General features: G+C 69.8%; 12 protein-coding genes. 7 read left to right on the top strand and 5 right to left on the bottom strand.

The features are described 5' to 3' along the window. The first annotated feature begins 223 nt into the window (after positions 1–223). The 4 genes from DWB77_RS27190 to DWB77_RS27175 all read left to right on the top strand — a co-directional run bounded on the left by DWB77_RS27190 (position 224) and on the right by DWB77_RS27175 (position 2,151). Entirely contained in the window at positions 224–487 is a 264-nt protein-coding gene (locus DWB77_RS27190; protein ID WP_120723983.1) for a hypothetical protein, read from the top strand. Continuing rightward, a complete protein-coding gene (locus tag DWB77_RS27185) occupies positions 468–986 on the top strand; it encodes a DUF6879 family protein (RefSeq protein ID WP_120723981.1) in 519 nt (172 codons plus the stop codon). Before DWB77_RS27190 ends, DWB77_RS27185 begins: the two co-directional genes overlap by 20 nt. A 5-nt stretch (positions 987–991) precedes the next feature. Continuing rightward, on the top strand, positions 992–1,840 hold the full coding sequence (locus DWB77_RS27180; protein WP_120723979.1) for a helix-turn-helix domain-containing protein: 849 nt from the start codon (positions 992–994) through the stop codon (positions 1,838–1,840). A 95-nt stretch (positions 1,841–1,935) separates the two neighbouring features. Continuing rightward, positions 1,936–2,151 carry a hypothetical protein gene (locus DWB77_RS27175; protein ID WP_120723977.1) on the top strand — a complete coding sequence of 72 codons (216 nt, stop codon included), beginning with the start codon at positions 1,936–1,938 and terminating at the stop codon, positions 2,149–2,151. Between the two features lie 26 nt (positions 2,152–2,177). On the opposite strand, the gene DWB77_RS27170 is transcribed toward DWB77_RS27175, so the two are convergent. The 5 genes from DWB77_RS27170 to DWB77_RS27150 all read right to left on the bottom strand — a co-directional run bounded on the left by DWB77_RS27170 (position 2,178) and on the right by DWB77_RS27150 (position 8,139). Next, positions 2,178–3,227: a LacI family DNA-binding transcriptional regulator gene (locus DWB77_RS27170; protein WP_120723975.1), complete on the bottom strand. Its 1,050-nt coding sequence runs from the start codon at positions 3,225–3,227 to the stop codon at positions 2,178–2,180. Beyond that, the gene (locus DWB77_RS27165) at positions 3,212–4,861 is read right to left on the bottom strand and encodes a glycoside hydrolase family 13 protein (protein ID WP_120723973.1); all 1,650 of its coding nucleotides are present in this window, start codon (positions 4,859–4,861) and stop codon (positions 3,212–3,214) included. Before DWB77_RS27165 ends, DWB77_RS27170 begins: the two co-directional genes overlap by 16 nt. 72 nt (positions 4,862–4,933) lie before the next feature. After that, entirely contained in the window at positions 4,934–5,785 is an 852-nt protein-coding gene (locus tag DWB77_RS27160; RefSeq protein WP_246033654.1) for a sugar ABC transporter permease, read from the bottom strand. Between the two features lie 7 nt (positions 5,786–5,792). Beyond that, a complete protein-coding gene (locus DWB77_RS27155) occupies positions 5,793–6,785 on the bottom strand; it encodes a carbohydrate ABC transporter permease (protein ID WP_120723969.1) in 993 nt (330 codons plus the stop codon). A 79-nt stretch (positions 6,786–6,864) separates the two neighbouring features. Then, positions 6,865–8,139 carry an extracellular solute-binding protein gene (locus DWB77_RS27150; RefSeq protein WP_120723968.1) on the bottom strand — a complete coding sequence of 425 codons (1,275 nt, stop codon included), beginning with the start codon at positions 8,137–8,139 and terminating at the stop codon, positions 6,865–6,867. Positions 8,140–8,435: 296 nt separating this feature from the next. Between DWB77_RS27150 and DWB77_RS27145 the strand changes: the two genes are divergently transcribed. From DWB77_RS27145 to DWB77_RS27135, 3 genes are all read left to right on the top strand, one after another. Beyond that, the gene (locus DWB77_RS27145) at positions 8,436–10,040 is read left to right on the top strand and encodes a glycoside hydrolase family 13 protein (RefSeq protein WP_120723966.1); all 1,605 of its coding nucleotides are present in this window, start codon (positions 8,436–8,438) and stop codon (positions 10,038–10,040) included. Between the two features lie 25 nt (positions 10,041–10,065). After that, the gene (locus DWB77_RS27140) at positions 10,066–11,094 is read left to right on the top strand and encodes a LacI family DNA-binding transcriptional regulator (protein WP_120728313.1); all 1,029 of its coding nucleotides are present in this window, start codon (positions 10,066–10,068) and stop codon (positions 11,092–11,094) included. 112 nt (positions 11,095–11,206) lie between these two features. Further along, positions 11,207–12,100, top strand: coding sequence for a phosphatase PAP2 family protein (locus DWB77_RS27135; RefSeq protein WP_120723964.1), 894 nt, complete (start codon positions 11,207–11,209; stop codon positions 12,098–12,100). Positions 12,101–12,284 lie beyond the last annotated feature (184 nt).

Raw genomic sequence — 12,284 nt, 5'->3', positions numbered from 1 at the left:
CAGCGCCTGGAGCGAGCCGGCCTAGACGGCGATGCGTTGCGTAACGCGGTAACCCTCATCGCCGAGCGCCCACGCTCCTCGCCTCGGCGGAGCGGGGGGTGCAGGGGCTTTCGTTTCCTCCCGCGCGCCCCAAATAAGCGCCGGTTGTACCTACTTGACGCCCAGGACCACCTGGGCGATGGTCGTGCAATCAGGCGCAACCGCATCGACAGCGGGAGAGCACATGAGGCTACGTTTCCTGGGGATCATCCCGAACACACCCGTGGACGACTCACCGACCATCTGGTTGGAGGAGGCCACCGGAGATCTGCTGATCCAGTCGTACAGGGCGACGGAGGCAGAGGTGAAGGCGTGTCAGGAGATCGGCTCCATTCCGGGTCACTCCACGGATGTTCCGGGACACGAGACGATCATCCGGCTTCCGGCAGTGATGCTGAAGTACATCCCGCGACCGGAAGGCGGCAGCGGTGAAGTACCCCGTACGTGAGGGACTGGCGAAGGCTCAGCGGTCCGCCGTGCATCTGGAGATGCGCGATCACTACACGCCGAGGGACCCCGAGTTCGCCCGCTGGCGAGCCGGACATCGGTACGACAACGACCCCGCGAAGCTGCCCGATTGGTGGTGGTCCTGGCGGGACCTGGTGAGTGAGACGACGGCACGCGGAGTCGAGATGCGTCGTGCCCGTATCGTCTCGGAGCCTGTCAGCGACTACATCCGGCATGAGCACGACATGACGTTTGCCAACATGGCGGCGGGTGAACTGGTGCGCTGGCTTCCCCGCCGCAAAGCGGCGGACATCGCCCTTCCCGGGACCGACCTTTGGATGTTCGACGGCGCGGCCGTGCTGTTCACGTTCTTCTCCGGAGACGGGGACATCGTGGACCGCGAATGGCGCACAGAGCCGTCCGTGGTGAAGCTGGTCAGCGGAGCCTTTGAAGCGGTGTGGGAGCGGGCCACTCCCCACGAGGACTACAAGCTGACCTGACCCACATGCCCGCTTCAGGATCATCGAGCGTTCAGCAGGCCCGGCGTCTCCTTGCCGACCGCCTCCGGGAGTTGGCCAGGGATGCCGGGTGGGATGGCAAGGGCCTCGCGGCCGCGTGCGGATGGCACCCGTCCAAGGTGTCCCGTATCTCGACGGCGAAGACCCAACCGAGTGCCGACGACATTCGGGTCTGGTGCCGCGCTTGCGGTGCTGAGGACCAGGCAGAGGATCTGGTTGCCTCTCTGCACGCGGTCGAAGGCATGTGGGTGGAATGGCGTCGCATGGAGCGCTCGGGGTTGCGACGGGCGCAAGAGAAGGTTCTGCCTCTGTTCGAGCGCACGCATTGGTTCCGTGCCTATTCTTCGTGGTTCGTGCCCGGCCTGCTCCAAACCCACGGATACACGGCGGACGTGTTGCGCGCCGTCCAGCGGAGGCGGGTCACCGTGGATGACGTGGCCGACGCCGTGGCCGTACGGATGGAGCGTCAACGGGTGCTGCGCGACGCGCCCCGCCGATTCGCGTTCCTGGTCGAGGAGCCCGTGTTGAGCAACGGGCTCGGCGACGCGGATACGCAAGCCGAACAACTCGACCGCCTCATCACCATAGGCGCCCTGCCCAACGTCAGCATTGGGGTTGTGCCCACCCGCCTCGGCCGCACACGGATGCCAGCGGAGGGGTTCTGGATCTTTGACACAGCACAGGTCAACGTTGAGCTCGTCTCTGGGCACCTCACGCTGACGCAGCCCAGCGAGGTGGGCATGTACGGCGACGCGTTCGCCGCGCTGGCCGATATGGCGGTCTATGGCGCGAAGGCTCGGGCGCTCATCCGCAAGGCACGCGACTCCCTCGTCTGACTTCCGCGCAACCGCGTGCAATCGGTTACGAGTTGGGGTGCTCCTGTTCCTAACGTGGTTGCCGTCGGACCACGCGAAGGGATGGCGATGCGACGATGACCGACCCACGGACCTACCCCCAACCGGCGATCGAGCTGGCCGGGTTTGTCGACGACTACCTGTACGGCTGTACTCCCGCGGCCGGATGCGGTGTCTGCACCGCACTGTCGGCGGAGTTGTCCGAGGCCCGCAAGGCCAAGCAGCACGGCAAGGCGTACGACGCGGCGGCGGAAATCCGCAACCACCCGCACCCGTCGAGGGGTGAACCGTGAGCCGAGCGCGAAGCCCGGCCCGCGCTTCAGCCCCGTGCCCGCGCCGTCGACCCCCGGACCACCAGCTCCGGCTGGAAGACGAACTCCGTTCGCTGGACGGGGGTTCCGGCGATCTCCTCCAGGAGGGCGGAGACCGCCGCCGTCGCCATCGCCTGCACCGGCTGGCGCACCGTGGTCAGGGGCGGGTCGGTGAAGGCGATGAGCTGGGAGTCGTCGAAGCCCACCACCGACACCTCGCCCGGCACGTCCAACCCGCGTTCGCGTGCCGCGCGCACCACGCCGAGCGCCATCATGTCGCTGGCGCAGACGACGCCGGTGCAGCCCTGGTCGAGCAGGGCGCCCGCCGCCACCTGGCCGCCCTCCACGCTGTACAGGGTGGGCCGGATGTAGGCCGCGGCCTCCTGTTCGCGCAGACCGAGCCGCTCGCCCAGCGCCGCCGTGAACCCCTCGGCCTTGCGGCGGGAGGGCACGTACCGCAGCGGGCCGAGCGCCAGGCCGATCCGGGTGTGGCCGAGGTCGGCGAGGTGGCCCACCGCCATGCGCATCGCCGCGTGGTCGTCCGGCGACACGAACGGGCCCCGTACCGCTTCGTTGTAGCCGTTGACCAGGACGTAGGGGACGCCCCGTTCGGCCAGGGCCCGGTAGCGGGCCGGGTCGGTGGAGGTGTCGGCGTGCAGTCCGGACAGGAACACGATGCCGTTGACGCCGCGCTCCTCCAACTGCTCGACCAGCTCGTCCTCCGTTGCCCCGCCCGGGAGTTGGGTGCACAGAACGGGGGTGTAGCCGTGCCCCGCGAGCACCTGCTCCACCGCCTGGGCGAAGGCCGGGAAGATCGGGTTGGTGAGCTCCGGGGTGAGCAGGCCGATCAGCCCCTCACTGCGCCGGCGCAGCCGGGCCGGGCGCTCCCAGCCGAGCACGTCGAGCGCCGCGAGCACCCGCTGGCGGGTGGCGTCGGCGACGCCGGGCCTGCCGTTGAGCACCCGGCTGACGGTGGCCTCGCTGACGGCGGCCTGGGCCGCTATGTCCGCGAGGCGCGGCCCGGCCGACTGCGCGGCATGGCTCACACCGTCCACCACACCGTCGTGTCACCCGGCAGCTCGAACCGGTCGCCGTCCACCGTGAAGGGGCCGCTGGCCAACAGGGCCCGGCCGGGCAGCGGCAGCGAGACCAGGCGGCCGGTCAGGTTGACCGTGCACACGAAGCCGTCGCGGGCGAAGGCGAGCACACCCTCGGGCGCGTCCAGCCACCGAACGTCGGAGCCGGCGCCGAGGCCCGGGTGGGCGCGACGGGCCGCGATGGCCCGGCGGTACAGCTCCAGGGTGGAGTCCGGGTCGCCGCTCTGCGCCTCGACGCTGAGCTTGCCCCACGACTCGGGCTGCGGGAGCCAGCTTCCGCCGCTGCCGAACCCGTACGAGCTGCCCTCGACGGTCCACGGGATCGGGACGCGGCAGCCGTCGCGGAAGCCGTCCTGGCCGGCCGCGCGGAAGAACGACGGGTCCTGGCGCACCTCGTCGGGCAGGTCGGTGACGTCGGGGAGGCCGAGCTCCTCGCCCTGGTAGACGTAGGCGGAGCCGGGCAGTGCCAGCATCAGGAGGGTGGCGGCGCGGGCCCGGCGCAGGCCGAGCTCGCGGTCGCCCGGGGTGCGCAACTGGGTGCCGAGGCCCGATGGATTGGCGAAGCGGGTCGCGTGCCGGGTGACGTCGTGGTTGGAAAGCACCCAGGTGGCGGGCGCGCCGACCGGGCGCATCGCGGCGAGCGACACGTCGATGACCTCGCGCAGCGCCGCCGCGTCCCAAGGGGCGCCCAGATACTGGAAGTTGAAGGCCTGGTGCAGTTCGTCGGGGCGTACGTAGTTGGCGGTTCGCTCGACCGTGGGGGTCCACGCCTCGGCGACGGCGATGCGCTCGCCGTCGTACTCGTCGAGGATGGTGCGCCAGGAGCGGTAGATCGCGTGCACGCCGTCCTGGTCGAAGAACGGCATCACGTCGGCGCCGAGCAGCTTGAGCTGGTCGTGGCCGCCGATGTCGGGCAGGCCCGCCGCCTTGACCAGGCCGTGGGCGACGTCGATGCGGAAGCCGTCCACGCCCATGTCGAGCCAGAAGCGCAGGATGGAGCGGAACTCGTCGGCGACCGCCGGGTGGTCCCAGTTGAGGTCGGGCTGCTCGGGGGCGAACAGGTGCAGGTACCACTGGCCGTCCGCGGTGCGGGTCCAGGCGGGGCCGCCGAAGATGGACTCCCAGTCGTTGGGCGGCAGTTCACCGCTCTCGCCCTTTCCGGGGCGGAAGTGGTAGCGGGCCCGCAGCGGCGAGCCGGGGCCTTCGGCCAGGGCGCGCTTGAACCACTCGTGCTGGTCGGAGGAGTGGTTGGGCACGAGGTCGACGATGATGCGCAGGCCCAGCTCGTGCGCGTCGCGGATCAGCGCGTCCGCGTCGTGCAGCGTGCCGAACATCGGGTCGATGGCCCGGTAGTCGGCGACGTCGTAGCCGGCGTCGGCCTGCGGGGAGGCGTAGAACGGCGAGAGCCAGACGGCGTCGACGCCCAGGTCGCGCAGGTAGGGCAGCCGGGCGCGGACGCCTTCGAGGTCGCCCATGCCGTCGCCGTTGCCGTCGGCGAAGCTGCGCGGATAGACCTGGTAGATCACGGCGTCCCGCCACCACTGCGTACCGGTCTTCGCGGTGAGGCGGTCGGGGGCGGTGAAGTGCTGGGTCATGTCGTCCTTAAGGGGGTCTGGGGGCGTGAACCCCCGAGCCTTTGCTGTCCAGGGGCCGGGCCGAAGCCCGGCTCAGCCCTTGGTGGCGCCCGCGGTCATGCCGGTGACCAGGTGCTTCTGCACCAGGTAGAAGACGGCGGAGACGGGGATCGCGATGAGGACCGCGGTGGCCGCCATATAGTTCCACTGGGCGTCGTGCTGGCTGACGAAGCTGGAAAGTCCCACGGCGAGGGTGTACTTGCCGTCGTCGAGCATGAACGTGGAGGCGAACGCCACCTCGCCCCAGGCGGTGAGGCAGGTGTAGAACGCGGCGACCGCGAGGCCCGGCCGGGCCAGCGGCAGGATGAGCCGGAAGAAGGTGCCGAACGGGGTGAGCCCGTCGATCCGGCCCGCCTCGTCGATCTCGATCGGGATGGTGTCGAAGTACCCCTTGAGCATCCACGCGCAGTACGGCACCGCGGTGGAGCAGTACACGAGGATCAGTCCGCCGTAGGTGTCGATCAGACCGAGGTCGCCGAGGATCTGGTACATCGGCACGATCAGCACGGCGATCGGGAACATCTGGGTGACGAGCAGCACCCACATCAGCTTCTTGTAGCCGGGAAAGCGCATCCGGGACACCGCGTAGCCGGTGGTCGCCGCGAACATCACGCCGATGACGCAGGTCGCGACCGCGATGAGGGCGGTGTTGCCGAGCCAGGTGAAGAACTTGGTGTGCTCGGTGACGAACGCGTAGTTGGAGAACGACATCTTGGACCAGATGCGGTCCGGGTGCAGATAGTCGTCCTTGTCCGGCCCGAGCGAGAGGAAGACCAGCCAGACGATCGGGAAGAGGGCGACGAGACTGGCGACGCTCAGTGCCAGGTGCGACAGGACGGTGGTGCGGCGCCGTCCGTGGTCCCGGGAAACGACCTTGGTAGCCATGGGGGCATCAGACCTGTTCATTGCGGGCCAGCCAGCGCCGGTAGAAGGAGGTGAAGACGATCAGGATGGACAGCAGCAGCACGCCGTAGGTGGCGGACTGGGCGAAGTCGCGGGGCTGCTGTCCGAAGCCGAGCCGGTAGGCCCAGGTGACGAGGATCTGGGCGTCGGGGGCGCCGCCGTTGCCGAACAGCAGGAAGATGATCACGAACTGGTTGAACGTCCAGATGATGCCGAGCAGCACCACGGTGGCGCTCACCGGGCGCAGCCCCGGCAGGGTGACGTGGCGGAAGCGCTGCCAGGCGCTCGCGCCGTCCATCTCGGCGGCCTCGTACAGATCGGCGGAGATCGACTGGAGCCCGCCGAGCAGCGACACCATCATGAAGGGCACGCCGACCCAGGTGTTGACGAGGATCGCGGCGAGCTGCTGGAAGTGCGGCTGCTCCAGCCATTCGGGCTGCGGCAGGTGGAGCGTGCCGAGCACGGTGTTGACGATGCCGGAGTCGCTGAGCATCAGGCGCCAGGAGAAGACGGTGACGAAGCTGGGCACCGCCCACGGCAGGATCAGCATCATGCGGTAGAAGGTGCGCCCGCGCAGCTTCTGGTTGAGCAGCAGCGCGAGGCCGAGCCCGATGACGTAGTGCAGGGTCACACAGGCGACGGTCCACACCACGGTCCAGATGAAGTGCGACCAGAACCGGTCCCAGGCGGTCGGGCCCCACAGGATGTCCGCATAGTTGTGCATCCCGACGAACTCATAGGTCGCCGCGATGTGGTTGGCGCCGATGGTGCGCGCCGAGTTGAGGCTGTTGGCGTCGGTGAGCGTGTAGTAGATGCCCTGGGCGAGCGGATAGAGCACCAGGACGCCGAGCACGACGACGATCGGCGCGACCATCGCGTACGCGTACCAGTGCTTCTGCCAGGACCGCCTGAGGCGCTCCAGCGGCCCCGGGCGCGCCGTGGCCGCGCTCTTCGGGGCCGCGCCATCGACGGCAACGGTCATCTCGACACCTTTTCCGGGAAGTTCGGCGGACGTGCGTGCCGCCGGGCCGTCCCCCGGGGGAACGGCCCGGCGGCGGGGCTCACTTGGTGAAGCCGGGGACCAGCTTGGCCATGTCCTGCTCAAGGCTCTTGGTGGCGTCGGCGACGGACTGCTTGCCGTCGGCGACCTTCGGCAGGGTGGTGTCCATCGGGGTCCACAGCGAGCCGTACTCGGGCAGCTCGGGCCGCGGCCGGGCGGCGCTCAGCACGCCCTGGAAGCCGGCGATGCCCGGGTCGGCCTTGACCTGGGCGGTGTAGGCGTCGTCACGGGTGGGCAGCGTGGAGTTCTTCAGGGCGATGGACTCCTGGCTCTTGGCCGAGGTCATGAAGTTCACGAACTTCATCGCGGCGGCCGCGTGCGCCTTGTCGGAGCCCGCGTACACGGACAGGTTGTGGCCGCCGGTCGGGGCGCCGGCCTTGCCCGCGGACCCGGCCGGGACGGTGGCGATGCCGAGGTTGGCCTTGTCCTTGAACGCGGAGCCCTTGTAGAAGTTGGTGATCTCCCACGGGCCCTGGACGATCGCGGCGACCTTGCCGTTCACGAAGGCGTCCTGAATGTGGGCGTACGCGTCGGCGGTGACGTCCGCCTTGTGCAGGCCCGGGCCGTCGAAGAGGCCCTTCCAGCTCTCAAGTGCCTTGACCGCGGGGGCACTTGCGATGGTGACCTTCTTGGCGGCGGCGTCCACCGTGTCGGTGCCCTCGCCGTACAGGAAGGGCTGCGCGTAGTACCCGGCGGTGGAGTTCCAGAAGCCGTCGACGCCGGCCTTCGCCTTGACCAGGGCGGCGTCGGCCTTCAGCTCTTCCCAGGTGGCGGGGGCCTTGGCGATGCCGGCCTGGGCGAAGAGCGCCTTGTTGTAGACCAGGGCGAGGGTGTCGGTGACCAGCGGGACACCGTAGGTCTTGCCCTCGAACTGGGCCTGCTTGACCAGGTTCGGCTGGAACTTGGCCTGGTCGGCGAGGGCCTCGGTGCCGTCGAGCGGCAGGAAGTAGCCCTTCTTCGCGAAGGCCGGCGTCCAGCCGACCTCGGCACGCAGCACGTCCGGGGCGCCCTTGGCGCCGGCGGCGGTGTCGAACTTGTTCTGCGCCTGGTCGAAGGGGACGTTGACGTACTTGACCTTGATCGTCGGGTTCGCCTTCTCGAACTCCGTGACCAGCGCCTGGTACGTGGGTGCCTCGTTCGTGGCGTTCGAGGTGTCCCACCAGGTGATGGTGACGGGGCCGTCCGCCGTGCCGCCGTCACTGTCGCCGCCACCGCAAGCCGTCGCCGCGAGAGCGAGGGTCGCCGCGAGCGCGGTGGCCGCTATGCCACGTCGCATGAGAACTCCTTCACTGGGTGCCGTTCCATCACGGCGCCGGATCGCCAGGAACGTAACAAGGATGAAAGGCGACCGAAAGACCTTGCGAAGAATTTCTGCAAGCCCGGCCGATCGTTACATCAGCGTGTCCGCACGGTTGCCGTTGTGCGCCTTGTCAAAGCCGGTATGACTGATCCATCGGCACCCGGACGGCCCCTGCAAGAGTTCCGCAAGGTCTTGCAGGACTGTTACTTTTCGGGGCCCATCGGCGTTGATCCGGTAGCTGCAAGGACGCAGGTGTGCGAGAGGGACCCCACATGACGCAGGAGCTCGCGACGGCCGCCGTCGCCCAGGTGCCCGCCCGGCCCACGACCGGCTGGTGGCGGGACGCGGTGATCTACCAGGTGTACGCGCGCTCCTTCGCGGACGGCGACGGCGACGGCATCGGCGACCTCGCCGGCATCCGGGCCCGGCTGCCCCACCTGCGCGAGCTCGGCGCGGACGCGGTCTGGCTCACCCCCTTCTACCTCTCCCCGCAGGCCGACGGCGGCTACGACGTGGCGGACTACCGGACGGTGGACCCGCTCTTCGGCTCGCTGTCCGACGCGGACGACCTGGTGCGCGAGGCCCACCGGCTCGGGCTGCGGGTCATCGTCGACGTCGTCCCCAACCACACCTCCGACCAGCACCCCTGGTTCCGGGCCGCGCTGGCCGGCGGCCCCGAGCGCGAGCGCTACCACTTCCGCCCCGGCAAGGGCGCCGACGGCGGGCTCCCGCCCAACGACTGGGAGTCGGTGTTCGGCGGACCGGCTTGGACACGCGTGCCCGACGGCGACTGGTATCTGCATCTGTTCGCCCCCGAACAGCCCGACCTGGACTGGGAACACCCGGCGGTGCGCGCCGAGTTCGACTCCGTGCTCCGCTTCTGGCTCGACCTCGGCGTGGACGGCTTCCGCATCGACGTGGCCCACGGCATGGTCAAGGCGGCGGGCCTGCCGGACATCGGCGCGAGCGAGCAGGCCAAACTCATCGGCAACCAGGTGCTGCCCTTCTTCGACCAGGACGGCGTCCACGAGATCCACCGCGCCTGGCGCGCGCTGCTCGACGGCTACGAGGGTGAGCGCATCGCGGTCGCCGAGGCCTGGGCCCCCTCCCCCGAGCGCCTGGCCCTGTACGTACGCCCCGACGAACTGCACCAGGCCTTCAACTTCCAGTTCCTCACCTGTGATTGGGACGCCGAGCAGATGCGTGCCACGGTCGACGCCTCGCTCGCCGCGACCGGCGCGGTCGGCGCCCCCACCACCTGGGTGCTCTCCAACCACGACGTCGTACGCCATGTCACCCGCTACGGCGGCGGCGACCAGGGCCTGCGCCGGGCCCGCGCCGCGGCCCTGTTCACCCTGGCGCTGCCCGGCTCCGCCTATCTCTACCAGGGGGAGGAGCTCGGCCTGCCCGAGGTGACCGAGCTGCCCGACGAGGTGCGCCAGGACCCGGCCTTCCACCGCGCGTCCGGCCAGGACGGCTTCCGCGACGGCTGCCGCGTCCCGATCCCGTGGACCGCGGACGGCCCCTCGTACGGGTTCGGCGACGGCGGAAGCTGGCTGCCGCAGCCCGCGTCCTGGCGCGGCCTCAGCGTCGCCGCCCAGTCCGGCGACCCGCACTCCACCCTGGAGCTCTACCGTTCCGCGCTCGCCCTGCGCCGTGAACTGCCGGGCCTCGGCGACGGCACGATGGCCTGGCTCCCGGCCCCCCGAGGAGTGCTCGCCTTCACGCGGCCGGGCTTCGTCTGCACCGTGAACACCCTGGACCACCCAGTCCAACTCCCGCTCCAGGGAAGGCCGTTGCTCACCAGCGCGGCCGTCGAGTTCGGCGCCGAGCACGCCCTGCTGCCGGCCGAATCCGCGGTCTGGTGGGCAATCTGACGTGCGACCGGTACAGTCCAATCCCGTGACCGCACGGCTCGCCGACATCGCAGCCCAGGCGGGGGTCAGCGAAGCCACAGTCAGCCGCGTGCTCAACGGCAAGCCCGGCGTGGCCGCGGGCACCCGTGAATCCGTGCTGGCCGCGCTCGACGTGCTGGGGTACGAACGGCCCGTACGACTGCGCCGCCGCAGCGCCGGACTGGTCGGCCTGATAACGCCGGAACTGGAAAACCCGATCTTCCCCGCCCTCGCCCAGGTCATCGGCCAGTCCCTGACCCGGCAGGGATACACCCCGGTGCTCGCCACCCAGACCCCCGGCGGCTCCACCGAGGACGAACTCACCGAGATGCTGGTGGACCGGGGCGTCTCCGGGATCATCTTCGTCTCCGGGCTGCACGCGGACACCACCGCCGACATGGAGCGCTACGAGCAGTTGCGCGCCCAGGGCGTCCCGTACGTCCTGGTCGACGGGTTCTCGCCGAAGGTGCAGGCGCCCTTCATCTCGCCCGACGACCGGGCCGCGATGCGGCTCGCGGTCACCCACCTCGCGGCGCTCGGCCACACCCGGATCGGCCTGGCGGTCGGGCCCAAGCGCTTCGTGCCGGTGCTGCGCAAGATCGAGGGGTTCACGGCCGGGATGCAGGACCGGTTCGGGCTCAGCGTCAGCGAGGCCGAGTCACTGATCCAGCACTCGCTGTACACGCTTGAGGGCGGCCAGGCGGCGGCCACCGCGCTGATCGCGCAGGGCTGCACCGCCGTGGTGTGCGCCAGCGACATGATGGCGCTCGGTGCGATCCGGGCCGCCCGCCAGGCGGGGCTCGACGTTCCGCGCGATGTCTCCGTGGTGGGCTTCGACGACTCTCCGTTGATAGCGTTCACCGATCCACCGCTGACCACGATCCGCAAGCCGGTGACGGCGATGGGCCAGGCCGCGGTCCGCGCCCTGCTCGAAGAGGTCGGCGGAACCCCCGCCCCGCACAGCGAGTTCATCTTCATGCCGGAACTGGTCGTGCGCGGTTCGACATCGGGTCTTCGACCCCGGATCCGGCCCTGACCCTCACCGACCCTCACGGGGAAACCTGGTCCTTGGGGACTACCGGGTGCGGAGCGAACCCGACCGGAGGATGATCGGCGGGGGATATGCGCATCTGGCAGACTCTCCTCCTATGGGTGACATGACCGTGAAGACTCTGGAAGGCCGGACGGCCGCTCCAACCACTGAGCCGTCGGCCTCACCCACCAGCACCGAACCGGGACGAACCGGATTCTCCGCCCGGTTGCGGGGTGTGCGCGTGCCGCGCCGCCCCCGGATCTGGTTCGAAGTGCTTCTGATCGCGGTGAGTTACTGGGTGTACTCACTGGTCCGCAACGCGGTGCCCGAGCAGAAGACGCAGGCGCTCAAGAACGCCGACTGGATCTGGAGCGTCGAGCACCACCTCGGCATCGCGGTGGAGCAGTCGGTCAACCACGCCGTGAATTCGGTGACATGGCTCATCGTCGGCATGAACTACTACTACGCCACACTGCACTTCATCGTCACCATCGGTGTTCTGGTGTGGCTGTTCCGTAGTCACCCCGGCCGTTACGCGGCGTCACGGCTCGTGCTCTTCGCGACGACGGGCGTGGCCCTGGTCGGCTACTACTTCGTGCCGCTCGCGCCGCCCCGGCTGATGAACGGCGGCGGGTTCATCGACACGGTCCTGGTGCACCACACATGGGGCTCGATGGCCTCGGGCGACCTGAAGAACATGTCGAACCAGTACGCGGCGATGCCGTCCATGCACATCGGGTGGTCGACCTGGTGCGGTCTGACGATCTTCGCGCTCGCGTCGGCGCCCTGGGCGAAGATCCTGGGGCTGCTGTACCCCACGGCCACGCTGGTGGTGATCGTCTCCACGGCGAACCACTTCTGGCTGGACGCGGTGGGGGGGCTGCTCTGCCTCACCTTCGGCTTCCTGGTCTCCCGCGCGTGGTACGGCGCGCTCCCCCACCACCTCCCGAGGCTGGTGCCCACCCGCCGCCGACCGGCCCCGCCGCCCCGCAACAACCCCCGGGGCTGAGCCCCGACCCCTACCGGAACCGTGCCGGCTCCGGGGGCCCGGCTGCGAACCCGTGCTGGCCCGGGGGGCCCGCGGCGAACCGTGCTGGCCCCAGGTCCTTCGGCCGCGGACCGTGCGTGGCTGGTCGCGCAGTTCCCCGCGCCCCTTAAGTGCTCGGCGCTGGCCTGTGCAGGCATCTTCAGCC

It is taken from the genome of Streptomyces hundungensis, assembly GCF_003627815.1.
Taxonomy (GTDB): Bacteria; Actinomycetota; Actinomycetes; order Streptomycetales; family Streptomycetaceae; genus Streptomyces; species Streptomyces hundungensis_A.
Note: the sequence above shows the minus strand (reverse complement) of the source record. Positions and strands in the feature narration are given on the sequence as shown.